The following is a 26,912-nucleotide window of genomic DNA, read 5'->3' on the forward strand; positions in this document are numbered from 1 at the left end:
CAAGGCATGGCCGTGCAAGGAGTGGATGGCGGAAGCTTTTGATTTTTGAAGAGTATGCGTTAAGAAATTAAGACAAAGGAAATAAAGCATGAATAAGCGAATTTTTGTGGAGAAGAAGGCCGATTTTCAGGTTAAGGCTAGCTCTCTGGTGGCGGAATTGAGGCATAATTTACAGTTGTCAAGCTTGAAAGACTTGCGTCTAATCCAGGTCTATGATGTGTTCAATATCCCAGCAGACCTTTTGGAAAAGGCCCAGGCTCACATCTTTTCTGAACGGGTGACCGATCAGGTCTTGGACCAGATCGACATTGAAAAGACCTTGGCAGCTTCTGCCTATTTTGCTATCGAAGCTCTGCCTGGCCAGTTCGACCAAAGGGCGGCCAGTGCCAAGGAAGCCCTCCTGCTCCTTGGGGGCAGTTCAGATGTTCAGGTCAACACAGCCCAGCTTTATCTGGTCAATCAGGATATTGCCCAGGATGAATTGGCGGCCCTCAAGCACTACCTGCTGAATCCGGTTGATTCTCGCTTTAAGGATATTGATGCAATCTTGGCTCCTCAGGCCTTTGCAGCTTCTGACAAGACCATTCCCAATCTCGACTTCTTTGCCAGCTACTCAGCTGAAGATTTCAAGGCCTATAAGGCCAAGGAAGGTCTGGCTATGGAAGTGGATGACCTGGTTTTCATTCAGGACTACTTTAAAAAATTGGGGCGGGTGCCAACAGAAACCGAGCTCAAGGTCTTGGATACTTATTGGTCTGACCACTGTCGTCACACGACCTTTGAAACTGAGCTTAGAAATCTTGACTTTTCTCAGTCCAAATTTCAGGAGCAGTTGCAGGCAACCTATGATAAGTATTTGGCCATGCGACACGAATTGGGGCGTGATGATAAGCCTCAGACCTTGATGGATATGGCAACGATTTTCGGTCGTTATGAGCGGGCCAATGGCCGTCTGGACGACCTGGAGGTTTCTGATGAAATCAATGCTTGCTCGGTAGAAATCCAGGTGGATGTCAATGGGGTTAAGGAGCCTTGGCTCCTCATGTTCAAGAATGAGACCCACAATCACCCAACAGAAATCGAACCTTTTGGTGGAGCGGCAACCTGTATCGGTGGTGCCATTCGTGACCCACTTTCAGGTCGTTCTTATGTTTATCAGGCCATGCGGATTTCAGGAGCGGGTGATATTACGACTCCGATTGCTGATACCAGAGCTGGGAAGTTGCCGCAACAGGTTATTTCGAAAACGGCTGCCCATGGTTATTCCTCCTACGGGAACCAAATCGGCTTAGCGACGACCTATGTTAAAGAATACTTCCACCCAGGCTTTGTTGCTAAACGGATGGAGCTGGGAGCAGTTGTCGGTGCAGCTCCTAAGGAAAATGTTGTCCGTGAAAAACCAGAGGCTGGCGATGTTGTCATCTTGCTTGGTGGTAAAACCGGACGTGACGGCGTCGGTGGTGCGACGGGTTCTTCCAAGGTGCAGACGGTTGAGTCCGTTGAAACCGCTGGTGCAGAAGTACAAAAGGGGAATGCCCTTGAGGAACGTAAGATTCAACGCCTCTTCCGCAAGAAGGAAGTAACCCGCCTGATTAAGAAGTCTAACGACTTTGGAGCTGGCGGTGTCTGCGTGGCAATCGGTGAGCTGGCGGATGGTCTGGAAATTGATCTGGATAAGGTTCCGCTCAAGTATGCTGGTCTTAACGGTACCGAAATCGCTATCTCTGAAAGTCAAGAGCGGATGGCTGTTGTCGTTCGTCCAGAAGATGTGGACACCTTCATTGCTCAATCCGCCCAAGAAAATATTCAAGCTGTCGTTGTGGCGACAGTTACGGAAAAACCAAACCTCATCATGACCTGGAATGGTAATACTATTGTCAATATTGAACGCTCCTTCCTCGATACCAACGGTGTTCGGGTCGTAGTGGATGCCAAGGTTGTCGATAAAGAGCTGGACCTGCCTGAGGTTCGTCAGACTTCGCCAGCCAGCTTGGAAGCTGATACCCTGGCAGTTCTTGCCGACCTCAACCACGCTAGTCAAAAGGGTCTGCAGACCATCTTTGATAGTTCGGTTGGTCGCTCAACTGTCAATCATCCTCTAGGAGGTCGTTACCAAATCACGCCGACAGAAAGTTCTGTGCAAAAATTGCCGGTTGAACATGGTCTTACCAAGACGGCCTCGGTTATGGCTCAGGGCTACAACCCTTACTTGGCTGAATGGTCTCCCTACCACGGAGCAGCCTATGCTGTTATCGAAGCGACCGCTCGCCTAGTGGCGACTGGTGCCGATTGGTCTAAGGCAAGATTTTCTTACCAAGAGTATTTCGAGCGGATGGACAAACAGGCCGACCGCTTCGGCCAACCGCTAGCAGCCTTGCTGGGTTCTATTGAGGCTCAGAGCCAATTAGGCCTACCATCTATCGGTGGTAAGGACTCCATGTCTGGTACCTTTGAAGAATTGACGGTTCCGCCAACCCTGGTAGCCTTTGGGGTAACCACAACTGATAGCGATAAGGTTCTCTCACCTGAATTTAAGGCAGCTGGAGAAAATATCTACTATATTCCTGGTCAAGCCCTCAGTCAAACCATTGATTTTGATCTAATTAAGAGTAACTTTGCTAGCTTTGCCAGCCTCCAGGATAAGCATCAGATTACAGCGGCCTCTGCTGTTAAATATGGCGGCCTGCTGGAAAGCCTAGCCTTGATGACCTTCGGTAATCATATCGGGGCAGAAGTTGAACTTGACAAGCTTGACACCAGCTTGACAGGTCAACTGGGAGGCTTTGTCTTTAGCTCTCCTGCTGAGATTGACGGACTTGTCAAGTTGGGTCAAACTAGCGATAACTTTACACTTCTTGTCAATGGTGTCAAGTTATCTGGCGACAAGCTTCTGTCAGCCTTTGAAGGCAAACTTGGGGAAGTTTACCCAACAGAATTTAAGCAAGAAACCAACCTTGAGAGTGTTCCAGCCGTCTCGACAGATGCTGTCAAAGAAGCGAAAGTCAAGGTTGCAAAACCTCTGGTTTACATTCCAGTCTTCCCAGGTACCAATTCCGAATACGATTCGGCCAAGGCCTTTGAGGCAGCTGGTGCCCAAGTTGAATTAGTGCCTTTCGTCACCTTAGATGCGGCAGCTATTGAAGCTTCTGTTGACACCATGGTTGACAAGATTGACAAGGCTAATATCATCTTCTTTGCCGGTGGCTTCTCGGCCGCCGATGAACCAGATGGTTCTGCCAAGTTTATTGTTAACATTCTGCTCAATCAAAAGGTTCGCCAAGCAATTGACAGCTTTGTTGAACGAGGCGGCCTCATCATCGGCATCTGTAATGGTTTCCAAGCCTTGGTTAAATCCGGACTGCTTCCTTATGGTAATTTTGAAGAAGCTGATGAAGACAGTCCTACCCTCTTCTACAACGATGCCAACCAGCATGTGGCTAAAATGGTAGAAACACGGATTGCCAATACCAATTCACCATGGCTGGCGGATCTTGAGGTTGGCGACATTCACGCTATCCCTGTTTCCCACGGGGAAGGGAAGTTCGTTGTCAGCGACCAAGAGTTCAAGGAGCTGCGGGACAATGGCCAAATTTGGAGCCAATATGTTGACTTTGACGGGCAACCAAGTATGGATTCCAAATACAATCCAAATGGCTCTAGCCATGCTATTGAAGGTATTACCAGCAAGAATGGCCAAATTATTGGTAAGATGGGTCACTCAGAACGCTGGGAAGCCGGACTTTTCCAAAACATCCCTGGTAACAAGGACCAAAAGCTCTTTGAATCAGCGGTTCGCTACTTTACTGGCAAATAATACTCTTCGAAATCAAAACGATCTAACGGACAGGCAAGCCCATAATTTTTACAACTGAGCCTGCTACAAGAACTGCCATGCAGCTCTTTATGTCCCTTACTAATTTCGTACAAGCCATAGTATCGACAGTTTGTACGAAATGTCGCATCGGTAACTCACCTTACCCTATCTCAGTACTGCCTGTGGTTCGTTTTATGGGGGATACCTCACAAAGCTGGTCGGTTTCATCAACTTTGCTCCCTCCAATTTTGTCAGGCATTTTCAGCTGGCGATGGCAAAACCAGTAAGTTTGTTGCAAGTGCTTTCCGCCCTGATCAACCGTCTAAAACTGAGACTGTATGTTTGCTTTTCGTGATAGAAGGCAGGTAAGGACTTGCGTCCGCTAGCACTTAAAGAGGATAGCATAAAAGAAACGTTAGGAAAAACAATGACGTACGAAGTAAAATCTTTAAATGAAGAATGTGGAATTTTTGGAATTTGGGGACATCCTCAAGCTGCCCAAGTGACCTATTTTGGTCTCCACAGTCTACAACATAGAGGTCAGGAAGGGGCTGGAATTCTGGTCAATGATGCGGGCAACCTCAAACGTCACCGCGATGTTGGCCTGGTTTCAGAAGTCTTTCGAAACCCTGATGACCTAGCAAAATTAAAAGGAACGAGTGCCATCGGTCACGTTCGCTATGCGACAGCTGGTGAAGCGACCATTGATAATATCCAACCCTTTCATTTCCGCTTTCACGACGGCCATTTAGGTCTGGCCCACAATGGGAATCTGACCAATGCCCAGACTTTGAGGGCTGAGTTGGAAGATAAGGGGGCTATTTTCTCCAGCACCTCGGATAGTGAAATTCTCATGCACCTGATTCGCCACATCCGCAAGAGCAACTTTATTGACAAGGTCAAGGAGGCCCTCAATACCGTTAAGGGTGGCTTTGCCTATCTGCTCATGGCTGAGGATAAGCTGATTGCTGCTCTGGACCCCAATGGTTTCCGGCCCCTCTCCATCGGCAAGATGAAAAATGGATCCTGGGTGGTTTCTAGTGAAACCTGTGCCTTTGAGGTGGTCGGAGCCCAATGGGTCCAAGATGTTGAGCCTGGACAGCTGGTTATCATTGATGACAGCGGGATTCAGTTTGATAATTACACGACTGACACTCAGCTTGCCATCTGTTCTATGGAATATATCTATTTTGCCCGGCCCGATTCCACTATTCACGGGGTCAATGTTCATACGGCCCGCAAGAATATGGGACGTTGCCTGGCTCAGGAATTCAATCACGAGGCTGACATTGTGGTCGGCGTGCCTAATTCCTCCCTATCAGCAGCCATGGGCTTTGCTGAAGAATCTGGCCTGCCCAATGAAATGGGCCTGATTAAAAATCAATACACCCAAAGGACCTTCATTCAACCGACCCAAGAATTGCGGGAGCAAGGGGTCCGGATGAAGCTCTCGGCCGTCTCGGGCGTGGTCAAGGACAAGCGAGTAGTCATGATTGACGACTCCATTGTTCGAGGAACGACCAGTCGGCGGATTGTCCAGCTTCTGCGGGAAGCAGGGGCCAAGGAAGTCCATGTGGCTATCGGTAGCCCTGAGCTCAAGTATCCTTGCTTTTACGGCATTGACATCCAGAGCCGCAGGGAATTGATTTCGGCCAACCACGATGTGGAAGAGGTCCGGCAGATTATTGGTGCGGATAGCCTGACCTACCTGTCCAAGGAAGGCCTGATTGAGTCGGTTGGTCTGGAGACCGATGCCCAAAATGGTGGTCTCTGTGTCGCCTACTTCGATGGCGATTACCCAACCCCTCTCTACGACTATGAAGAACGCTACCTGCAAAGTCTTAAGGAGAAAACCTCTTTCTTTAGAAACTAAGCGATTAACTTGTAGGCTTTGAGAAAAGTCAAATCTCTTCTTATACAATAGAAAAAAAGGAAAATCTTATGTCTAAAAATGCTTATGCCCAATCGGGTGTTGATGTTGAAGCCGGCTACGAGGTTGTCGAGCGAATTAAAAAACACGTAGCCAGGACTGAACGTCTGGGTGTCATGGGAGCCCTGGGTGGCTTCGGTGGCATGTTTGATCTGAGTCAAACTGGCATCAAGGAACCTGTCTTGATTTCAGGAACGGACGGCGTTGGCACCAAGCTCATGCTGGCCATCAAGTACGACAAACACGACACCATCGGTCAGGATTGTGTGGCCATGTGTGTCAATGACATCATCGCTGCTGGAGCAGAGCCCCTTTATTTCCTCGACTATGTGGCGACTGGTAAAAACGAACCGGCCAAACTGGAGCAGGTTGTCGCTGGCGTGGCCGAAGGCTGTGTCCAAGCCGGTGCTGCCCTGATTGGTGGTGAAACCGCTGAAATGCCTGGTATGTATGGTCAGGATGACTATGACCTGGCTGGTTTTGCGGTCGGTATCGCCGAAAAATCTCAGATTATTGATGGGTCCAAGGTGCAGGCTGGCGATGTCCTCTTGGGTCTGGCTTCCTCAGGTATTCATTCCAATGGCTATTCCTTGGTCCGCAAGGTTTTCGCCGATTATACGGGTGACGAAGTTCTGCCGGAATTGGAAGGCAAGCCCCTCAAGGGGGCCCTGCTGGAGCCAACTAGGATTTATGTCAAGGCTGTCCTGCCTTTGGTTAAGGAAGGTCTGGTCAACGGCATTGCCCACATCACCGGTGGTGGTTTTGTGGAAAATGTCCCTCGCATGTTTGCGGACAATTTGGCAGCTGAAATCCAAGAAGACCAGGTGCCAGTGCTACCAATTTTCAAGGCTCTGGAAAAATACGGCCAAATCAAGCACCAAGAAATGTTTGAAATCTTCAACATGGGTATTGGTCTTATGCTGGCGGTCAGTCCTGACAAGGTTGAACGAGTCAAGGAAATCTCGGATGAGCCGGTTTATGAGCTGGGTCGCATTGTCGAAAAGACCGAGGCTAGTGTGGTGATTAAGTAATGGGCAAAAAGATTGCAGTTTTTGCTTCGGGCAACGGCTCAAATTTTCAGGTCATCGCGGAAAATTTCCCTGTAGACCTGCTCTTTAGTGACCATCGGGATGCCCATGTTCTTGAACGGGCGAAAAAGCTGGGCGTGGCCAGTTTCGCTTTTGAGCTCAAGGAATTTGCCAGCAAAGCTGACTACGAGCAGGCTCTGGTTGACCTTCTGGTCGAGCACCAGATTGACCTAGTTGTCCTGGCGGGTTATATGAAAATTATTGGCCCGACCTTGCTTGCAGCCTATCAGGGACGAATTATCAACATTCACCCCGCCTACCTGCCTGAATTTCCTGGTGCTCACGGTATCGAAGATGCCTGGAATGCAGGCGTTGACCAGTCGGGGGTGACCGTGCACTATGTAGATAGCGGTGTCGATACTGGCCAAGTCATTCAGCAAGTTCGTGTTCCCCGCCTAGCTGATGACACCATCGACAGCTTTGAAGCAAGGATTCACCAACATGAGTACCAACTCTACCCCCAAGTCCTAGAAAGCCTGGGAGTGGAGAGGAAATGATGAATGATAACGAATTAGATGGTTATAAACTTTTTTTGAAAAAGTCTTTCCAAGTATGTCTGATACAGATATCTTAAATGAGCTGTGGAATTTTGCAAATACTTCGCTTTATAAAATTGAGTATCCAGAGGCAGAGGAAGCTTGGAAAGATTTAAAACAGTCAATTGATGAAAGAAGTAAAGGCATAAACAAGCGAGGCAATACTGTTTATGTTCGTACATTTGGTAATAAGAAAGATAGAGAATCTGAGGAATTGCTGAGGTGTTTTTATAAGCACGTTTATGGTATTGACTTTATTAAAATAGATAAAAGCAATAACCAAAAGCCAACTTCTGTTTTACAAAAATACACGGACTATAGTAAAAAGAATAGTAATAAGAAAAAGAAATTAGTAAATTACCAAATATCACATATATTTGGTAAAACACTTAATTGCTACGCATTCGCTGCCCCATGGAATGTCATCTATTTGCCCAAAATTTTAGATCCACTTACTGGCCATGAAAGCAAAGGTATTTTCACTAGAAAATTCACAAAAAATGATGCTCGAAAATTATAAGGACATGATTGTAGAATACAATGAAAAAATGGAATATACTTTTATGGACAAAATTAAGAGTTTTAAGTTTCAAAAGGAAGGTTTAATCACTGAATTTGGGGAAGATAGAGTGGAAAAATTTTTTGGCGAAATAGATAAAAACTTTTCAAAAATTGAACTACCAAAGGAGAAATCATGACAAAACGTGCACTGATTAGTGTTTCCGATAAAACTGGCCTTGTTGAATTTGCCACAGCCCTTAAAGACTTAGGTTGGGAAATCATCTCAACCGGTGGGACTAAGAAGGCCTTGGACCAGGCAGGTCTTGCCACCATTGCTATTGACGATGTGACAGGCTTCCCAGAAATGATGGACGGCCGGGTCAAGACCCTTCATCCAGCTATTCACGGTGGCCTTTTGGCCCGTCGCGACTTGGACAGCCATCTTGAAGCTGCAAAGGCCAATGGTATTGAGCTGATTGATTTGGTGGTGGTTAACCTCTATCCTTTCAAGGAAACCATTCTCAAACCTGATGTGACCTATGCTGATGCTGTGGAAAATATCGACATCGGTGGACCATCTATGTTGCGCTCAGCAGCTAAGAATCACGCCAGCGTGACCGTGGTCGTTGACCCTGCCGACTATACCAAGGTCCTAGAAGAGTTGCAAGCAGATGGTCAAACCAGCTATCCAACTCGCCAAGCCTTGGCTGCCAAGGTTTATCGCCATACAGCTGCCTATGATGCCTTGATTGCAGACTACTTCACCAAGCAAGTTGGCGAAAGCAAGCCGGAAAAACTGACTATCACCTACGACCTCAAGCAGGCTATGCGTTATGGGGAAAATCCGCAACAGGATGCTGATTTCTACCAAAAGGGTCTGCCAACCGATTACTCTATCGCTTCTGCCAAGCAACTCAATGGTAAGGAACTTTCCTTCAATAATATCCGCGATGCCGATGCAGCCATCCGGATTATTCGCGACTTCAAGACCCGTCCAACTGTCGTCGCTCTCAAGCACATGAACCCTTGTGGCATCGGTCAGGCCGATGACATTGAGACAGCCTGGGATTACGCCTTTGAAGCCGATTCCGTTTCCATTTTTGGCGGCATCGTTGTCCTCAACCGTCAGGTCGATGCAGCGACGGCTGAGAAAATGCACGCCATCTTCTTGGAAATCATCATTGCCCCAAGCTATTCTCCAGAGGCTTTGGAAATTTTGACCACCAAGAAGAAAAATCTGCGGATTTTGGAGCTAGCATTTGATGCCCAAGATCAAAGTGAAGTTGAAGCAGAATACACGGGCGTGGTCGGCGGCCTTCTGGTGCAAAACCAAGACACCATCAAGGAAAATCCAGCCGACTGGCAGGTCGTGACCGAGCGTCAACCGAACCAACAAGAAAAAGAAGCCTTGGAATTCGCCTGGAAGGCGATCAAGTATGTCAAATCTAACGGTATCCTTGTTGCTAATGACCACATGACCCTGGGTGTCGGCCCTGGTCAAACCAATCGGGTTGGTGCCGTCAAGATCGCTTTGGAACATGCAGCTGGTCGCCTGGACGGAGCAGTCCTAGCCAGCGATGCCTTCTTCCCCTTTGCCGATAATGTGGAAGAAATCGCAGCCAGCGGTATCAAGGCCATCGTTCAACCAGGTGGCTCCATCCGTGACCAAGAAGTCATTGACGCCGCCAACAAGCATGGCCTGGCCATGGTCTTCACCGGCGTTCGCCACTTTAGACATTGATGAAAAGGGGAGTAGAACAAACTTGGTAAGGTTTGACTCTAGAGTTAGCTCACCCATAATGGTGTTTGCCGTTAATCATCAACTGCTGCATAAAATTGTTTATTGATAAAAGAAGAGATTGGAGTTTTCCCCAATCTCTTCTTTTATCGTCATTTTAATGCAATCGGTCCAGTGCTGAGTGTTTTGTAGGTCTAATTTTCATGTCACCGCATCCGTTTGCTGGCATTGAGGGCTAATCTGGTGATTTCCTCAACGCCCATTTCTGGGTAGTCCTCCCGCAGCCATTCATCTAGGATACTGTAGAGGCCACCCACCAGATAGCGACTGTCGTAGAGTAGTTGCTTTTGGTCTTGCTTGGCGGGATGCCAAGGGGCTGTCTTGATAATATCTCGGAATCTTGGCAGGGACTTGTAAAACTGGTTGGGAACCAGGCCCAGCAAATTCGCCTCTTGTAAAACCTTCATTCGTTCGGCTTCTCTGGTCCAATAGCCGATGAAAAAGCGGATAAGGTCTTCAGGACTTGCAAGTTCTATGGTCTGGATCTGTCTAAAGTAATCGTCCATCAAGCGGTCGATATAAGCCCTTAGAACCTGCTCCTTGGACCTGTAGTAGCGGTAAAAGGTTCGTCGTGAAACCTGAGCATGCTCGCTGAGTTCAGCGATACTGATGGCCTTGAGTGATTTTCTAATAGCCAATAAGTCAAACAGGGCTTCCTCAATTTCTTGCTTAATGTCTAATGGCATCATCTCATCTCCTTTGCTTGCTGGCAGCTGTCACACTTTGCTGCAAACTGTGTCAAATGCTTTAAACCTCTTGTTTTTGCCGGGTCATTTTTCTATACTACAGTCAACTTATTTCTATTATAAGTTAATTTAGTTCAAGTAAAGGAGAAAAAATGTCTTTAATTATGACCTACTGGTTTCTACCAATTTTATTTATTATCCATGATTTTGAGGAAATCATCATGATGCCCTTGTGGAAACAACGAGAAGCTCGCAAATTGGAAAAATTCAAGATCCGTTTCTTTGGTGCTGTCACGGATGGCTCAGCATTTTCTATTGGGGTGCTGGAGGAATTGCTCCTTCTAGTACTGGTTGCTCTCTATTGTCAGGCCAGTGGGAATCAACTTTTTTATCTAGCTGTTCTAGCGGGATACAGTCTCCATTTTATTCCCCACTATCTTATCTGTTTTAGCTTTAAGGGTTATGTCCCAGGTGTCGTCACTGCTCTCATAGAATTACCCTTGGTAATCCCTATGCTGCTTCATTATGGACAGGCGGTAACAAGCCCTGGGCTATTTCTTCTCTACCTAGTGATAGTGGTGCCCCTCATTTTCCTTAATGTTATTTGGCTCCATGGCCTCATGCCAAAAATTCAAGTTTTCTTTGAACAGTATAAGCAGGGGCCAAGCGACTAAACCTGCTATCAGACAGAGTCTCGTCCGAGAGGTCGGGTCTTTTTGTTAGCTGTTTTTTAATCCTGCTACCCAACAGAAGCTTCCCCCCAGCCAGTAAAAGTTAATATTTTTAGGCGATTCAAAACAGGGGGGTGGTTTAGTTGCAAATGTTACTAACTAGTACTGTGTAACGAATATTACAGCCAGACTAATCTTTTGTTAAAGTGAGCCGATGGGATGGATTTTCCAAAAATCTATGATAGGATGGATACCATATTGAAAAATATATTGAGAGTGACGGCTGATTTAGCCGAAGATTTTGTTTAAAATAAGAAGGGACTATAACATGAAACTCAACAAGAAAATGCTACTAGCCTCAACCCTTGCCTTATCTGTCTTTGCAGCAACTCAAGTGCAAGCTGAAGAAGCAAATGCCAACCAAAACTGGACACCTCGTTCAGTTGAAGAAGTTAAGGCTGACTTGGCTAACCAAGGTGATACCACAACTTATACCGTTAAATCGGGCGATACCCTCAGCACGATTGCTCAAGCAATGGGGATCGATGTTAACGTTTTGGCCAAGGTTAATGCCATTGCTGATATCAATGTGATTTACCCTGATACAGTCATCACAGCTACCTACGATGCTAACCACAATGCTACTGGCGTGACCATTCAAGCGGCCGATCAATCAGCACCGCAAGCTTCTGTTGACCTGTCTAACAACCAAGTAACCGTTGGTGATACAACCACATCCTTAGATGCCATCGAAACACCTGCTTCTAGCGAAGCTCCAGCTACTGATAATAGCCAAGCAATGCCAGCTCCTGAGGCGCCGGCATCTGAAGGAGCTCAAACCTCTGAAGTAAGTGATCAAGCTGCAGCAACATCAGAAGTAGCTGACCAAGGTCAAGCGCAATCAGCAACAGCTGAACAAGTTGCACCAGTAGCGGACCAAGGCCAAGGAGCCCAAGCCGCTCCTCAAGCTGCTCCTCAAGCAAACGACCAAGCAGCAAGTTCAGAACTGCCAGCTGCTTCATCAGAAGACAATCAATCTGGGGCTCCAGCACCAGCATCTGAGAGTCAGGCTCAGGCAGTAGAAGCAACTCCAGTCGAAGCTGAGTCGGTTCAAGCAGACCAAGCCCCTGCAGCTCAAGAAGCAGAGCAACCGTCAGCAACCGAGCAAGCGGCGCCACAAAATTCATCAGTCAACACAGATGGTATGTCTCCGTCAGCCGCTAACTTTGCTAATAACGTAGCTAACCAATATGGAACAACTGACATCGGAGGCTACCGTGAAGGTGATTCAGGCGACCACGGTACAGGTAATGCTGTCGATGTTATGACTTACGATAACACCCAACTCGGTCAAGAAGTCGCTGATTACGCTACTTCAAACATGGAAGCTAATAACATCTCTTACGTGATTTATCAGCAAAAATTCTATGCTCCAACTGATAACAAATACGGACCAGCTTATACTTGGAATGAAATGCCAGACCGCGGGGATGCCACAGCCAACCACATGGACCACGTCCACGTTTCCTTCAACAACTAAGAAAATCATAACACCCAGCCAGCCGGTTGGGTGTTTTTGGCATAAAATACGAATAAGGAGATGGTCAGAGGTTGACTATCTGCCATAAATGTATTACAATGAAATACAAAGAAGAGGAGGAAGATATTATGGCTGTTGTATCATTACGTTTAAATCAAGAGGAGGAAAGTTTCTTTAAAAATTATGCTGATTTTACAGGTAAAAGTCTATCTAGCTTGTTTAAAGAAGCTCTTGCTCAAGAAATTGAAGATGAGTTAGATTATAAACTGGGTGTTGAAGGTGTTAGAGCCTTTGAAGCTGACGGTGGACAAGGATACTCTATTGCAGAAGCTCGCAAGGAATTGGGGCTAGAGAATGTATAGGTTAGTTCTCTCGAAGCGATTTATCAAACAAATAAAAAAATTTGATAAATATACTGTTAATTCTATTCTTGTTTGGTTAGAAAAGAATATTGATGGTTCAGATAATCCTAGACAACATGGTAAGGCTCTTGTAGGAAATCTAAAGGGACTATGGCGTTATCGTATTGGAAATTATCGAGTAGTTTGTCGCATTCAAGATGAAGAATTAGTTGTTGTTGCAGTATCAGGTGGTCATCGAAGAGATATTTATAAGAGGTGAGGAGAAAATCTTTCATAAAGACCATCCAAATAATTTTTGGATGGTTTTTTGCGGATTCTTAATAAACTTATTGCTTACCGGCTAGTAATTCTCGGAATAAAGCGTTCTCAACTTTTGAATAGTTGTTAGACCAAATTGATGTATTTTTCCCAGCATCCTGAGGATTATTTCTTGAACTCTCTAAGGTATTCTTGACCAATTCAGAACCGATTTTATTCCACAACTCAAATGGATTGCTCTTCCAGGTGAGTGTATCTTTGTCTAATAAAACTCGAAATGCTGCGAAAACGGGGAGTATATATCCAACTGATACTTTGTATTCCATGTCTTCTTCGAGGTATAAACTTTTGAATGGTTTTTTTCCATCCTTTCTTTTTTCGATACCTCGTACAGCTCCAAACCTTCCCGAAGGTGAATATTCCAGATATTTATTTTTATATTCAGTTTCAACAGTGTTATAGAGCCGAACTAATTCTGGTAGAAGTTTCGCTAAATTAAAGTAGTCATTTTTCTTGCTTTCGAGATCCTTTTTAAGATCTTTGAGTACAGCCATTTTGCTTGAGTAAGCTTTGATAGGAATTTCGTTAGCAGTTGTAAATTCGTAAACGTTGTAGATATATATCAATTTTAGAAGTTCATTCACTCTCAGACGTTCGGGGGAGTTATCCTTAAAGGCTATATCTTTTGCATAAGATTCGTTTTTTACCGCTTCTTTGATAAAGTCAAATTTATCATCTAATTCAAGAAGTGCCTCATCAGAAACATTTGCAGAAGTGTTTCTAGCATCAGCAATTCTAGAAACAGTTAGATTTTCTCCCACAATGATTTCTAATCGTACATACTTATTGATGTCATCATTAAGTGCATCTCTCTTTTCCTTGATAGCAGTATATGTGTGTCCTCCATCTAAGATACCAAATTCTTTAGGGTCGTTACCTAAATCCAAGGTAATCATTGATTTTGATGTATCAAATTTAAAACCTTTTGCAACTAGAACGATACCTCGGTTATTGATATCGAAATCAGTATCAGAGGATTCGACTGCCTCTTTCAAAGTTTTCCCCACATTAGTGGTCATTTTAGGTTCTCTTGGATTGACTTCTAATGGTAAATTGTCAGGTAAATCTCTGAAATTGATATAAGCAAAATAAGTTGTTACACCTTCTTGAGATGGAGATGGGATTGTTCGAACTGCCTTAGCAGTAAAATTGTAAATATTAGTCATATTGTATGACTCCTTTCTGTTTTCTAACTTGATGGATTACCATAAGTTATACTGTAAGTGTATATGTTTTATTGAAAAAATAAAAGGAACCAAGGTTCCGAATTAATGATATAATTTAAGTATGACGATAAGAAAATTGAATAACTTCAATTACGATATTGGAAATTTGTTATATGATTATAGAAAAAGGTTGACAGACCTTCCAAAATCTAGACAGGGATTTATAGATAATCGTAGTAAGGCTTATTTTAATGGCGAAGAGTGGATTAGTGAAAAAACATTAATAAACTATGAGAATGGAAAGAATGTCCCTTCATTACAGAATTTAAAGAAACTAGCTCTAGCTTTAGAAGTGGATGAATCGGAACTTGTAGCCGAAATACTAAAATTAATATAAAAATATTTTGAATCTACGGTAGCTATCGTTCGCCTACTGCTACCAATAGGCGAACTTTTTTGTTATAATAATCCTGTATAATTCGTGAAATAGTTGGTTTTTCCGAAAAATCGGCTCTTTAAGTAAAGAAGGCTTCTTCTGAGAATTTGTGAGGTAATTAGCTTTATGAAATTGTTGGTTGTTGGTTCTGGCGGTCGCGAGCATGCGATTTCTAAGAAGTTGTTGGAGTCTAGCGGGGTTGAGGCTGTCTATGTGGCGCCGGGCAATGACGGGATGACGCTTGATGGTCTGCAACTGGTTCCTATCGGAATTTCCGAACATTCTGCGCTGATTGATTTTGCCAAAGCAAATGACATTGCCTGGACTTTTATCGGTCCTGATGATGCGCTAGCGGCTGGGATCGTTGATGATTTCAATGCAGCTGGGCTCAAAGCCTTCGGTCCGTCTAAGCTAGCCTCCGAACTGGAGTGGTCCAAGGACTTTGCCAAATCCATCATGGCCAAGTACGGCGTACCGACTGCACGCTACCAGACCTTCTCCGACTTCGAGCAAGCCAAGGCCTACATCGAGGCGCAGGGTGCGCCTATCGTGGTCAAGGCAGATGGGCTAGCACTGGGCAAGGGCGTGGTCGTGGCGGAAACCGTGGAGCAAGCGGTAGAAGCAGCCCATGAAATGCTCTTGGACAATAAGTTTGGCGACTCAGGTGCGCGCGTGGTCATCGAGGAATTTCTGGACGGGGAAGAATTCTCCCTCTTTGCCTTTGTCAATGGCGACAAGTTCTACATCCTGCCGACTGCTCAGGATCACAAGCGGGCTTATGACGGCGACAAGGGGCCAAACACAGGCGGCATGGGCGCTTATGCGCCAGTTCCTCACCTGCCTCAAAGCGTGGTGAATAGGTCGGTGGAAACCATTGTCAAGCCAGTGCTGGAAGGCATGATGGCAGAAGGCCGGCCTTATCTGGGGGTTCTCTATGCGGGGCTCATCCTGACGGCTGACGGTCCTAAGGTCATTGAGTTCAACTCGCGCTTCGGCGACCCTGAGACCCAGATTATCCTGCCTCGCCTGACCTCCGATTTTGCGCAAAATATCAGCGACATTCTGGATGGCAAAGAGCCAACCCTCACTTGGATAGAACAAGGCGTGACGCTGGGCGTTGTGGTTGCCTCTGAGGGCTATCCTCTGGCTTATGAAAAAGGCGTGGAGCTGCCAGCTAAGACTGACGGCGACATCATCACCTACTATGCAGGCGCTAAGTTCGCTGAAAATGGCAAAGCTCTGCTGTCAAATGGCGGCCGTGTCTACATGCTGGTCACCACAGCAGACACTGTCAAAGCAGCCCAGGACAAAATCTACCAAAAACTATCTGAGCAAGCTACTCAAGGTCTATTCTATCGCAAAGATATTGGAACTAAAGCTCTATGACAGATAAAAAGTGTGTACTCGTCAGTGCCTGCCTTCTAGGTGAAAATTGTAAGTATAATGGTAAAAATAATTATAATCAAGATGTTATTGATTATGTTGCTGACAAGGAAGTTATACCGATTTGTCCGGAAATATTAGCAGGTTTACCAACACCTCGCGAACCAGCTGAACTAAAAGACGGTTGTGTTTATGATATTTCAGGTCAAAACATCCATGAAATTTATGAAAAGGGCGTCACCACAGCAATGGACATTATTGTCGACCAAAAAATTGACCTAGCGATTCTTCAATCTAGAAGTCCTTCTTGTGGTGTTAATCAAGTTTATGATGGCACATTTAGAGGAAAAAAGGTAGCAGGACGTGGACTTTTTGCACAAGTGCTGCTAAAAGAAGGTTACCATGTCGTTGATGCAGAAGACATAAATAAAATGAAGCATTAGCAAAAAGGCGAGCTTTAGCGATCCTATACAGCTAATCACCGCCGTTGTGTAAGTAAGGGTTAGCGGATCTCATTCGACAAGGATAATTAGAGGACCTTTTAGTGTAAAAAGAGACGAAAAAAAATGAAAGATAGATTGCTATTTTTAGAAGGGGCCAGTCTAACTTCAAGGGAAACACTCACAGTATTGCTGGCGGAGAAGTATAAGGTAGACGTGCTATCTCCTGATAGATTTTCTATTGCGGCATTCAGTCGCTTGACGCACATGCTTACAGCCGTTGATGTCAATCGTTCTCCTTTGACCTATTTAAAGCAGCTTGATCAGTTGCTAGAAGAGAAGGACTATAAGGCTATCTTGCCAACCCATGAAGAGGGCTGGCTCTTAGCGAATGGGAAATCCCTATTATCATCCGATTTACCGCTTGTTCTTTCTGAAGCAGAGACGTTTCAGGAGGTGGCAGGGAAAATTGCTTTTGCGGAACTTGCAGATAAGTTAGATATACCAATTCCTAAGTGGGAGTATGTGACAGACTTAGAATCTATCCATTTACCCTACCCTTATTGGCTCAAAGCCGATTACGGAACAGCTGGTCGTTCAGTTTATAAAGTGACGAGTGACCTTGATTTAAAAAACCTAGTAAAGCGTCAGCTGTTTGGCAATGAGAGATGGATGGCACAGCAAGATATAGCAGGGCAGTACGGTCAAGTTCAAGCCGTATTTAACCATGGGAAATTACTTGCTGTGCACTCTAGTATAAAGATTGGATCTGGTGCTGGTGGTTCGGCAGCCGCCAGATTAAGTATAGAATCTGTAGCAACAAGAGAACATATCGAAAAGATAGGACGTCATTTAAAATGGCATGGCGGTCTAACCTTAGACTTCATATCTGTTAATCATGCGTTCTATTACATCGAATGTAATCCCAGGATGGTTGAGCCAGCCAATGCTTATAAAGCGGGAGTGAATTTCCCGAAAATCTTGATAGAATTAGCCAAGGGCAACGATTCTCAAACGGATATTTGTGTCGGTAAGCCAGATGTAAAAACACACAGTTTGTTAGCCTTAATTATCGGGACTGCTGAAAGAACCCAGAGCAGAAGAAAAATTTGGCAAACAATAAGAGAATGGCTTTTTAAAAGCGACAGCGCTGAGGTGTTGACTCCGATTAGGCATGACTTTCCAAGTGTCATTCCCTTGGTCGTGATTACGATTCGCCTATTGCTAAATCCCAAGAGTGTGAAAAAGCTTGTTGAGCATACCGTTGGCCACTATAGTGTGGCTCCTGCCACGATAAAAGCTGTTGAACAGCAGGCGTCAATGAAAACTAGTTATTAAAGGAGAAATAAATGCAACCAATCATTTCCATCATTATGGGCTCCAAATCCGACTGGGCCACTATGCAAAAAACCGCCGAGGTCTTGGACAAATTCGGCGTTGCCTATGAAAAGAAGGTCGTCTCTGCCCACCGCACACCAGACCTCATGTTTAAGCATGCTGAGGAAGCACGCGGCCGCGGCATCAAGGTTATCATCGCAGGCGCGGGCGGTGCGGCCCATCTGCCAGGAATGGTAGCGGCCAAGACCACCCTGCCTGTCATCGGGGTTCCCGTTAAATCTCGGGCCCTCAGCGGATTGGATTCCCTCTATTCTATCGTGCAAATGCCAGGTGGTGTGCCTGTTTCTACCATGGCTATCGGCGAATCAGGTGCTATCAATGCTGCCCTGACCGCCCTGCGCATTCTCTCTATTGAGGACGAAAAAATCGCTCAGGCGCTAGCTGATTTCCACAAAGAACAAGGCAGAATCGCCGAGGAGTCCAGCTATGAACTCGACTAAAACCATTGGCATTATTGGCGGCGGCCAGCTGGGGCAGATGATGGCGATTTCCGCCATCTACATGGGCCACAAGGTGGTGACACTGGATCCTGCTGCGGACTGCCCGGCCTCCAAGGTCAGCGATATGATTGTAGCCGACTATGACGATGTGGCTGCCCTGCAAGAGCTAGCCCAGCGCTGCGATGTCCTGACCTATGAGTTTGAAAATGTGGATGCAGACGGCCTTGACGCTGTTGTCAAGCCAGGTCAGCTACCGCAGGGCACAGACCTGCTCCGCATTTCCCAAAACCGCATCTTTGAAAAAGATTTTCTGTCAAATAAGGCTGGTGTCACTGTGGCACCTTATCAGGTCATCAGAAGCAGCAGTGACTTGGAGGGCCTTGACCTGTCAAAAAATTATGTCCTCAAAACCGCGACAGGTGGCTATGATGGGCATGGACAGGTGGTTATCAAGTCTGCAGAAAATCTGGCTGACGCGCGCCAATTAGCGAAGTCAGCTGATTGTGTCTTGGAAGAGTTTGTCAGCTTCAACTTAGAAATCTCGGTCATCGTATCGGGTAATGGCAAGGACGTGACGGTTTTTCCTGTTCAGGAAAATATCCACCGCAACAACATCCTTTCAAAAACCATCGTCCCAGCCCGCATTTCTGACGAGTTGAGCAAGCAAGCGCAAGCCATAGCGGTGCAAATCGCTAAACAGCTGGAGCTCTCTGGCACCCTCTGCGTGGAAATGTTTGCGACAGACGATGCCATCATTGTCAACGAAATCGCACCGCGCCCCCACAACTCAGGTCACTATTCTATCGAGGCCTGCGACTTTTCACAGTTTGACACTCATATCTTAGGTATCTTAGGCGCACCACTTCCAGCTATTCACCTGCATGCCCCAGCCGTCATGCTCAATGTCCTCGGCCAGCACATGGAAAAAGCCCAAGCCTATGTCCGCGCTAACCCTAGCGCTCACCTCCACCTTTATGGTAAACGAGAAGCCAAGCACAACCGCAAGATGGGGCATGTCACGGTGTTTAGTGATAAACCTGATGAGGTTGAGGAACTAGGGAAAGGGATGGATTTTTAGTGAAAATAAGGGTAAAGGAATATGGTTTATCTATTTTTAGGAGATTTGGAGATTTCTTTAAGAGTAGAACGATAGATTCTGAGCATATAATAGGGATGGGATATGCATTAGCTTATATATTGCCATTTTTGATCAATAGTTTAGTATTAGCTATTTTTAGTTTAGTTTTAAGCTATGCACCACTTTCAAATCTCACAGTACCTTTTGGGATGTTTTTAATTAATATAGTATTGTTAATTAAATTCACAAAAAGAATTATTGCATTGGTGAAAGAAAAAAGAATTCTATTACCATTAATACTAATTTTTATAGTTTTTTCATTTTTACTGGCTACGATTTTTTGGTTCGGATCTATATTTTTGAGTCTTACAGTTATTATGGCTCATTTCTTTCCTGATAATACTAATGTTGCTGAATTAAGAAATATGATAAGAGACTATAGTGAAAATTACCAAAAAATGAGAGCTGGTTTTGAGTCAAATGCAAGGCTAGTTACACCAGTATTACAAATTCTTGGTTTATCCTATTTTCTAAATCTGTTTATCCCTAAAAAATATCAGACTATTGACATTTCTGTAAAAAATAAAATTTTTCGGATTTTGATAAAGATCGTTGTTTTGATACTTCCAGTGGTAGTTTTTATTATTTTTTCGAAGGTTGATAGAGATTCTTATACAATTATTGCTGGCGTTGGACTTCTTATAATTTGGTTCTCAAAACCTGAGAATATAATTGGCTTAATAAGTCCTAGTGTTAATATTACTGATGAAGATGTGAAACCGGAAATATTAAATAAAATAAGAATTTTACAATTGTTTTTGACGGCTATTGAGGTGTCTTGGGGAATAAGCACCTTTTGCTTTTATAACTATAATGCTATTGTGAGATTTTACATTACTTCTGGAATTTTATGTTTTAGCCTATTACCATTAGTCATTTGGCAGATTCATTTGAAATCTCATAAAGAAGAGTGGGTAAGTAAAACTTTAAAGGAGAATTCTGCTAAAAAGGTTCTTGATGAAATGGATAGTAAGAGGTAGGTTAGGTAAGAAAATGAAAACAATCGGTTTAATCGGTGGGATGAGCTGGGAGAGTACAACCACTTATTATCAGCTCATCAACGAGACAATCAAAAAGAAACTTGGCGGTCTGCATTCGGCCAAGATTCTGCTTTACAGCGTGGATTTTGCCGAGATTGAGCGTTATCAGGCGATTGGGATAAAAGCGCTCAAGTCTTGGGCGATGCTGCCTGTAAGTTAGAGCAGGCCGGTGCAGATTTCATCGTGATTTGCACCAACACCATGCACAAAGTGGCGCCGCAGATTCAGGAACGCCTCAGCATCCCTATTTTGCACATTGCCCAAGCAACGGCGGATATTTTGCTGGAGCAAGGAATCCGCAAAGTCGGACTTTTGGGAACCAAATACACCATGACTCAGGATTTTTATAAAGAAAAGCTCTTTGAGTCTGGTTTGGATGTTCTTATTCCAGACGCTTCAGGTGTTGAAACAGTTAATACAATCATCTATGACGAACTTTGCCTTGGAACCATCCGCGAAGAATCCAAACAAACCTACCTTAACATCATTGAACAGCTCAGAGGTGCAGGTGCCCAAGCTGTTATTCTAGGCTGCACCGAAATCGGTCTCCTAGTAAAACAAACCGATACCGACATGCCCCTCTTTGACACAACCCTAATTCATGCAGAGAAAGCAGCGATGGCGGCGGTAAATAGATAGGAGTTTGGTTGAAATGACAGATTTTAGTAGCTCTGAATATGAACAAATGATTGGCGATCTAATCCATGATACCTTTTATGTTGAACTTTCAAGAAGAGGAAAAATAAAAGGGATTAGACAGTTTTCGGAAGTTTTAATAAGAAAAATTCTTAATGTCGGAAGTGATAAAAAGTTGATGCTAGGACAAGTTCAACGAGATTTCAGAAGGGAATTAAATTTTTTGCAGGAGGGCAGAAAAGACGATTTATTGGAAATAATTGAAAAAATACGTCCATTAGGGAACGAGGGTACTCATACACAGCATACAGCAGAATTTTCTGATGATGAATTAAATCAAGTAAAAGATGGATTATTTGATTTATATGCTTATCTTTTTATTGATTACTTCCTTAAATATCCGATGGATTTACTATCTCCTGCAGAAGTTATGTCTGATTTTTCATTACTGCCTCCAATTGTTAGATATAAGGCTTTAAAGTATCTGTACGAGAAAGAGCCCAATTTACAAATCGTAAATAGGTACTGTTTATCAATTATAAAAACTTATGATAAACCTACTGCTTTTAGGTGGTTAGAAGAGGAAAGGGAAAGGCTTTATCAGATACATTATCCAACTCAAGAAGAAGCTAAGGAATACTATATTAATCGAGGAGTTCAAATTTCTCCAGATCAAATTCGAGTAAGCATTCAATTATGGAGGTACAGTAACGTATATGATTTATTAAAAGATAAGATTACAGACTCTAGGACTTCTGTTAATGAATCAGGTAAAATGTATTCAACTTTTGAGGAAGCAAAGTCATATTATTTAGCAAATAGAAGCGAAGGGGAAAGCAAAGAAATAAATGAACTACGTGAAATAATTGATTTTGTTTATTTGGGTAGAGAAGCGCTCGTATGAAAATTTAACAATTATTATTTATAGGCGTAAATTTAATATATGATATCCCCAAGAAAGGTGGCAAATGATGGGATTATTCAATTTCTTTAAGCATAGTAATACAGATAAAAGTTGGGAAGAAGAGAATATATACACAGGAGATACTCCGCCGTGCCCAAACTGTGGAGAACCCCTATACAAAAGATATGTCTTCAGTGAAATGTATTGTACAAATTGTGGATATGGCCTAGAAGATGATAGTGATGAAGAATATGATGAATCATTAGATGTATATGATGCTGCGGATATTTGGTTATCTAACGGAATGGATGAAGATTACACATTTGGTTATTCGGAAGAAGAACTTAGACGTGCCTTGGAAGATTAGTTTATACAATATAAAGGATACACAATGTCAAAAGAAATTTTTAATTCTAAAGAAACTCTTCTTGCTGCGGGAGAAATTATTACCATTTCAGAAAAAATTGCTCAAGGCAAATTGACTAAGATAACTGAAATTGAAGATGAAAAAATTCGTGAACTCATTGAGAATGGAATGAAATATAGTAAATCTAATGCTGATAAAATTGGTGGTGCTTTAGGTGCCACTGCTGGAGGAGGTTTAGGTGTTGTTAGTGGGTTTGGTCTTATTACTTTAATGGCTGCTGAAGGAACAGCTGGGGCAGCAGTAGTTACTAGTGGTTTAGCGGGTATAGGAGCTGTATTTGGCGGAGGAATGTTAGCAGGTCTGGGAACGATATTGGTTATTCCAGCTGCATTAGCTGCAGTCGGAGGAATAGTTGGTTTGATACTTTCTTCTAAAAATAAAGTTAGTAGAAATGAGGCAAAAAAAGAACTTCTTTCTGAGGCAGAAAGGATTTTAATAGATTTGAAAATAAAAGTTCAGGAAGTGAATAGTGAGTTTGTGCTAGGTGCTCTATTAACACTTAAAGCATTGATAAATGATTTGAATAGAGATTTAGAAAATTAGAACAAAGCAGTAGTGACCGTAAGTCAACTCACCAGATGTTTCACGCCGTGAGAAAAGTGTAAGCGACGGAAATCTTGAGACTTTAGGCTCAAGATTTAGTCATGAGATTCCGAAGGAAGCTGCTGACGTCCGTCCCACTTAAGTGAAACATCAAAAGAAAGGAAAATAAAACAATGATCAACCGTTACTCTCGCCCTGAGATGGCGAACATTTGGAGTGAAGAAAATAAATACCGTGCTTGGCTTGAGGTGGAAATCTTGGCTGATGAAGCATGGGCTGAGTTGGGGGAAATCCCTAAGGAAGATGTAGCTTTGATTCGCGAGAAGGCGGACTTTGACATCGACCGTATTTTGGAAATTGAGCAGCAAACTCGTCACGATGTGGTTGCCTTCACACGTGCAGTTTCTGAGACTCTCGGTGAAGAGCGTAAGTGGGTTCACTACGGTTTGACCTCGACCGATGTGGTCGATACGGCTTATGGCTACCTCTACAAGCAGGCCAATGCCATCATTCGCCAGGATTTGGAAAATTTCACTAAAATCGTGGCAGACAAGGCTAAAGAACACAAGTTCACTATCATGATGGGTCGTACCCACGGGGTTCACGCTGAGCCAACGACTTTTGGCCTTAAATTGGCCACTTGGTACAGCGAAATGAAGCGCAACATTGAGCGTTTTGAACATGCTGCCGCTGGCGTGGAAGCAGGGAAAATCTCTGGTGCTGTTGGGAACTTTGCCAACATTCCGCCCTTTGTGGAAGCATATGTCTGTGAACATTTAGGTATCCGTCCGCAGGAAATTTCTACTCAAGTTTTGCCGCGTGACCTGCATGCCGAATACTTCGCTGTTTTGGCTAGCATCGCTACCTCTATCGAACGCATGGCAACGGAAATTCGTGGCCTACAAAAGTCCGAACAACGTGAAGTGGAAGAATTCTTTGCCAAGGGTCAAAAGGGCAGCTCTGCTATGCCCCATAAACGCAACCCTATCGGTTCGGAAAACATGACCGGTCTGGCTCGGGTCATCCGCGGTCACATGATTACCGCCTACGAGGATGTTTCCCTCTGGCACGAACGCGACATTTCCCACTCCTCTGCAGAGCGGATTATCGCACCGGACACCACCATCCTGATTGACTACATGCTCAATCGCTTCGGCAATATCGTTAAGAACCTGACCGTCTTCCCAGAAAATATGCTTCGCAATATGGGTTCAACCTTCGGTCTCATCTTTAGCCAAAGGGTCATGCTCAAGCTGATTGAAAAAGGCATGACCCGAGAAGAAGCCTACGATTTGGTTCAACCCAAGACCGCCTATTCTTGGGACAACCAAGTAGATTTCAAACCGCTCCTTGAGGCTGACGAAGCTGTCACTTCCCGTCTAACCCAAGACGAAATCGATGAACTCTTCAACCCAGTTTATTACACCAAACGGGTAGACGACATCTTCAAACGCATCGGCCTAGAAGATTAAGACCCACTTGCAAATTTGACGAGCTCTTTAAAGCTCGCAATCCCCCAAAAGTCTTTTTAACAGATAGAAAAGAGAGATTGGACTTCCAACCTCTCTTTTATTGGCTCTTGGAGAGCCTAATACTCAATGAAAATCAAAAATAGGATGGAGCAAAGACATCAGCCACTAAAGTGGCGAGGTCTAACGACAATCTCTATAGCGATTGTCTAACTCCCTCACTAACCTCACGAAGTTGGTAAAATCGACCAACTTTGTGGGGCATCGCCGTGCAACAAGCTGCAGGCTATACTGAAGTACGGCAAAGTGAGTTAACGAAGTATCTTTTTGATTTTCGAAGAGTAAGCTATTTCTTAGGCGTATAAATCAAATGCTCATTAGTAAAGGTATCAAAGCCTAATTGGCTCAGTTCCCGACCGTAACCAGAATTCTTGATACCACCAAATGGCAGTTCAGGCAGGGATGCCCAGCCATCATTGATGAAGGACATACCGGTTTCAACCTTAGCAGCTACGCTTTCGGCATGCTCAGGATTGCTGGAGAAGACCGTACCGCCCAGACCATAGCTAGAATCATTAGCCAGAGCGATCGCTTCTTCTTCGTTAGCAACCTTATAGACAGATGCCACAGGGCCGAAGATTTCTTGATTGTAGATAGGATTGTCCTTAGTGATGTCGGTCAAGATGGTTGGCTTGACGAAGTAGCCAGGATGGTCAATGGCTTCATTGCCGAAGGCAACCTTGGCACCATTATCGACAGCCATCTTGATTTGACCCAAGACCTCTTCCTTGGCAGAAGCAGATGAGAGGGGAGCCAGCGTCGTGTCAGCCTGCATTGGGTCGCCCCACTTAGCGGTCTTGAAGGCCTCCACTAACATTTCCAAGAATTTATCATAATCCTTTTCCAAGACGATGAAGCGTTTGGATGAGGTGCAGACCTGACCAGAATTATAGAGGCGAACATCAGGCAGAAGTTCCTTGAGTTGGTCCCAATCAGCATCATCCAGAATGATGAAGGCATCGTTGCCGCCCAATTCCATAGAAGATTTTTTCAGATTCTTACCAGCCTCAGCGGCGATGGAAGCACCGCCCCGTTCAGAACCGGTCAGGCAGACGCCTGTTACCCGAGGGTCGGCGATAATATCAGAAACTTGAGAGTAGCTGGCAAAAAGATTCTTGAAAGCCCCCTTTGGTGCACCAGCTTCATTGACCAAATCTTCAAAGGCTTGGCCAGAGCCTGGACAGATAGAAGCGTGCTTGAGCACCATGATGTTTCCTACCATAAAGTTAGGAGCGAAGACCCGCATAACTTGATAGAAAGGGAAGTTCCAAGGTTCAACAGCCAGGAGAACCCCAGTAGCCTGCTTGATGTAGTAGGCATCGCCGGTATCGGTTTCCAAGGGCTGTGGTTTGAGAAATTCTTCCGCCTTATCAGCATAGTAGTCAGCGATTGCTGCACAGAGGTCCACTTCCCCTTGGGCTTCAAGGAAAAGTTTACCCATGTCCTTGGTCATGACTTCGGCATATTTATCACGGTCCCGCCGCAAAAGGTCAGCCACCTTGTGTAAGATAGCCTTGCGTTCTTGCAGCTGATCCTTTTCCCGCCAAGCCTTATAAAGAGCGTGCCCATCGGCCAGAGCATTTTCGATGTCTTGATCCGTGACATTATCATAGGATTTCAAGACCTCGTCGGTGTAGGGGTAGGTAGTTTTGTAAGCCATATTAGTATCCTCCTTTTTATACATCTTCATTATAACATCAAAGAAACCGTTTTCAAGATTTTACTATAAAAATCTTCCCCAGTTCTTTCACTGGAGTAGTAAGCAAAAAGTAAAACATGGCTTTGTAAATTTTCATGCAATAAAAATTTTTAATAAAAACCTATTGACAAGGGAATGAGTGTTTGCTAGAATAAAGAAGCTGTCCTCGAGAGGGGACAAAGACCTTTGAGAACTGAATAGCGAAAGCAACCAAGACGTGCGGGTTAAGGAATTAACCTGTCAAAAAAGCAATAAATCTGTCAGAGACGGATTGAGTAAAGATTAAATGAGAGTTTGATCCTGGCTCAGGACGAACGCTGGCGGCGTGCCTAATACATGCAAGTGGAACGCATTGGTAACACCGGACTTGCTCCAGTGTTACTAATGAGTCGCGAACGGGTGAGTAACGCGTAGGTAACCTGCCTGATAGCGGGGGATAACTATTGGAAACGATAGCTAATACCGCATAAGAGGAGTTAACTCATGTTA

25 protein-coding genes, 1 rRNA gene and 1 pseudogene are annotated in these 26,912 nt (G+C 44.4%); 24 read left to right on the top strand and 3 right to left on the bottom strand.

Annotated elements, in window-relative coordinates:
• The first annotated feature begins 88 nt into the window (after positions 1-88).
• The 7 genes from BS63_RS0106255 to purH all read left to right on the top strand — a co-directional run bounded on the left by BS63_RS0106255 (position 89) and on the right by purH (position 9,610).
• Positions 89-3,814 (top strand): phosphoribosylformylglycinamidine synthase, encoded by a 3,726-nt coding sequence (locus BS63_RS0106255; protein WP_028798495.1) that lies wholly within the window; start codon positions 89-91, stop codon positions 3,812-3,814.
• A gap of 427 nt (positions 3,815-4,241) precedes the next feature.
• Positions 4,242-5,687, top strand: a complete 1,446-nt coding sequence (gene purF, locus BS63_RS0106260) for an amidophosphoribosyltransferase (protein WP_002959590.1) — start codon at positions 4,242-4,244, stop codon at positions 5,685-5,687.
• 68 nt (positions 5,688-5,755) lie between these two features.
• Positions 5,756-6,775, top strand: a complete 1,020-nt coding sequence (gene purM / locus BS63_RS0106265) for a phosphoribosylformylglycinamidine cyclo-ligase (protein WP_002959589.1) — start codon at positions 5,756-5,758, stop codon at positions 6,773-6,775.
• Positions 6,775-7,329 (top strand): phosphoribosylglycinamide formyltransferase, encoded by a 555-nt coding sequence (gene purN / locus BS63_RS0106270; RefSeq protein ID WP_002959587.1) that lies wholly within the window; start codon positions 6,775-6,777, stop codon positions 7,327-7,329. The genes purM and purN overlap by 1 nt, the downstream gene beginning before the upstream one ends.
• Positions 7,330-7,384: 55 nt before the next feature.
• Positions 7,385-7,888, top strand: a complete 504-nt coding sequence (locus BS63_RS1000000112190) for a hypothetical protein (protein WP_002959586.1) — start codon at positions 7,385-7,387, stop codon at positions 7,886-7,888.
• Positions 7,869-8,066, top strand: coding sequence for a hypothetical protein (locus BS63_RS0106280; RefSeq protein ID WP_002959584.1), 198 nt, complete (start codon positions 7,869-7,871; stop codon positions 8,064-8,066). The genes BS63_RS1000000112190 and BS63_RS0106280 overlap by 20 nt, the downstream gene beginning before the upstream one ends.
• A complete protein-coding gene (gene purH / locus BS63_RS0106285; protein ID WP_002959583.1) occupies positions 8,063-9,610 on the top strand; it encodes a bifunctional phosphoribosylaminoimidazolecarboxamide formyltransferase/IMP cyclohydrolase in 1,548 nt (515 codons plus the stop codon). Before BS63_RS0106280 ends, purH begins: the two co-directional genes overlap by 4 nt.
• A 203-nt stretch (positions 9,611-9,813) precedes the next feature.
• Here purH and BS63_RS0106290 read toward each other — a convergent pair whose 3' ends face one another.
• Positions 9,814-10,353, bottom strand: coding sequence for a TetR/AcrR family transcriptional regulator (locus BS63_RS0106290; protein WP_002959581.1), 540 nt, complete (start codon positions 10,351-10,353; stop codon positions 9,814-9,816).
• Between the two features lie 152 nt (positions 10,354-10,505).
• Between BS63_RS0106290 and BS63_RS0106295 the strand changes: the two genes are divergently transcribed.
• From BS63_RS0106295 to BS63_RS0106310, 4 genes are all read left to right on the top strand, one after another.
• Positions 10,506-11,027: an HXXEE domain-containing protein gene (locus tag BS63_RS0106295; RefSeq protein ID WP_002959580.1), complete on the top strand. Its 522-nt coding sequence runs from the start codon at positions 10,506-10,508 to the stop codon at positions 11,025-11,027.
• A 325-nt stretch (positions 11,028-11,352) separates the two neighbouring features.
• Complete coding sequence (locus BS63_RS0106300; protein WP_028798497.1) at positions 11,353-12,564, top strand: VldE C-terminal domain-containing protein; 1,212 nt, start codon at positions 11,353-11,355, stop codon at positions 12,562-12,564.
• Positions 12,565-12,692: 128 nt separating this feature from the next.
• On the top strand, positions 12,693-12,926 hold the full coding sequence (gene relB / locus BS63_RS0106305) for a type II toxin-antitoxin system RelB family antitoxin (protein WP_002959577.1): 234 nt from the start codon (positions 12,693-12,695) through the stop codon (positions 12,924-12,926).
• Positions 12,919-13,185, top strand: a complete 267-nt coding sequence (locus tag BS63_RS0106310; RefSeq protein WP_002959575.1) for a type II toxin-antitoxin system RelE family toxin — start codon at positions 12,919-12,921, stop codon at positions 13,183-13,185. Before relB ends, BS63_RS0106310 begins: the two co-directional genes overlap by 8 nt.
• Positions 13,186-13,252: 67 nt before the next feature.
• On the opposite strand, the gene BS63_RS0106315 is transcribed toward BS63_RS0106310, so the two are convergent.
• Positions 13,253-14,410, bottom strand: a complete 1,158-nt coding sequence (locus BS63_RS0106315) for an AIPR family protein (protein WP_019776570.1) — start codon at positions 14,408-14,410, stop codon at positions 13,253-13,255.
• A 121-nt stretch (positions 14,411-14,531) separates the two neighbouring features.
• Here BS63_RS0106315 and BS63_RS0106320 point away from each other — a divergent pair, with 121 nt between their 5' ends.
• From BS63_RS0106320 to purB, 12 genes and pseudogenes are all read left to right on the top strand, one after another.
• Entirely contained in the window at positions 14,532-14,807 is a 276-nt protein-coding gene (locus BS63_RS0106320; protein ID WP_002959570.1) for a helix-turn-helix domain-containing protein, read from the top strand.
• Positions 14,808-14,972: 165 nt separating this feature from the next.
• Positions 14,973-16,232, top strand: coding sequence for a phosphoribosylamine--glycine ligase (gene purD / locus BS63_RS0106325; RefSeq protein ID WP_002959569.1), 1,260 nt, complete (start codon positions 14,973-14,975; stop codon positions 16,230-16,232).
• Positions 16,229-16,672, top strand: a complete 444-nt coding sequence (locus BS63_RS0106330; protein WP_002959567.1) for a 2-thiouracil desulfurase family protein — start codon at positions 16,229-16,231, stop codon at positions 16,670-16,672. The genes purD and BS63_RS0106330 overlap by 4 nt, the downstream gene beginning before the upstream one ends.
• 123 nt (positions 16,673-16,795) lie before the next feature.
• A complete protein-coding gene (locus tag BS63_RS0106335; protein WP_002959564.1) occupies positions 16,796-18,007 on the top strand; it encodes an ATP-grasp domain-containing protein in 1,212 nt (403 codons plus the stop codon).
• A gap of 11 nt (positions 18,008-18,018) precedes the next feature.
• On the top strand, positions 18,019-18,507 hold the full coding sequence (gene purE / locus BS63_RS0106340; RefSeq protein WP_002959562.1) for a 5-(carboxyamino)imidazole ribonucleotide mutase: 489 nt from the start codon (positions 18,019-18,021) through the stop codon (positions 18,505-18,507).
• Positions 18,494-19,585 carry a 5-(carboxyamino)imidazole ribonucleotide synthase gene (gene purK, locus BS63_RS0106345; RefSeq protein WP_002959560.1) on the top strand — a complete coding sequence of 364 codons (1,092 nt, stop codon included), beginning with the start codon at positions 18,494-18,496 and terminating at the stop codon, positions 19,583-19,585. The genes purE and purK overlap by 14 nt, the downstream gene beginning before the upstream one ends.
• Positions 19,585-20,625 (top strand): hypothetical protein, encoded by a 1,041-nt coding sequence (locus BS63_RS0106350; RefSeq protein ID WP_002959559.1) that lies wholly within the window; start codon positions 19,585-19,587, stop codon positions 20,623-20,625. The genes purK and BS63_RS0106350 overlap by 1 nt, the downstream gene beginning before the upstream one ends.
• A gap of 13 nt (positions 20,626-20,638) precedes the next feature.
• Positions 20,639-21,324: pseudogene (locus BS63_RS1000000111365) on the top strand (aspartate/glutamate racemase family protein).
• 13 nt (positions 21,325-21,337) lie between these two features.
• Positions 21,338-22,225, top strand: coding sequence for a hypothetical protein (locus tag BS63_RS0106360; RefSeq protein WP_002959557.1), 888 nt, complete (start codon positions 21,338-21,340; stop codon positions 22,223-22,225).
• Positions 22,226-22,289: 64 nt separating this feature from the next.
• Complete coding sequence (locus tag BS63_RS0106365) at positions 22,290-22,592, top strand: hypothetical protein (protein WP_019786746.1); 303 nt, start codon at positions 22,290-22,292, stop codon at positions 22,590-22,592.
• A 24-nt stretch (positions 22,593-22,616) separates the two neighbouring features.
• Complete coding sequence (locus BS63_RS0106370) at positions 22,617-23,195, top strand: hypothetical protein (protein WP_028798498.1); 579 nt, start codon at positions 22,617-22,619, stop codon at positions 23,193-23,195.
• A gap of 173 nt (positions 23,196-23,368) precedes the next feature.
• On the top strand, positions 23,369-24,667 hold the full coding sequence (gene purB / locus BS63_RS0106375) for an adenylosuccinate lyase (RefSeq protein ID WP_019786744.1): 1,299 nt from the start codon (positions 23,369-23,371) through the stop codon (positions 24,665-24,667).
• Between the two features lie 343 nt (positions 24,668-25,010).
• On the opposite strand, the gene BS63_RS0106380 is transcribed toward purB, so the two are convergent.
• Positions 25,011-26,384, bottom strand: a complete 1,374-nt coding sequence (locus tag BS63_RS0106380; RefSeq protein WP_019775704.1) for an NAD-dependent succinate-semialdehyde dehydrogenase — start codon at positions 26,382-26,384, stop codon at positions 25,011-25,013.
• A 321-nt stretch (positions 26,385-26,705) separates the two neighbouring features.
• Here BS63_RS0106380 and BS63_RS0106385 point away from each other — a divergent pair.
• A 16S ribosomal RNA gene (locus BS63_RS0106385) occupies positions 26,706-26,912 on the top strand; the annotation flags it as partial.

It is taken from the genome of Streptococcus sobrinus DSM 20742 = ATCC 33478, assembly GCF_000686605.1.
GTDB classification, from domain to species: domain Bacteria; phylum Bacillota; class Bacilli; order Lactobacillales; family Streptococcaceae; genus Streptococcus; species Streptococcus sobrinus.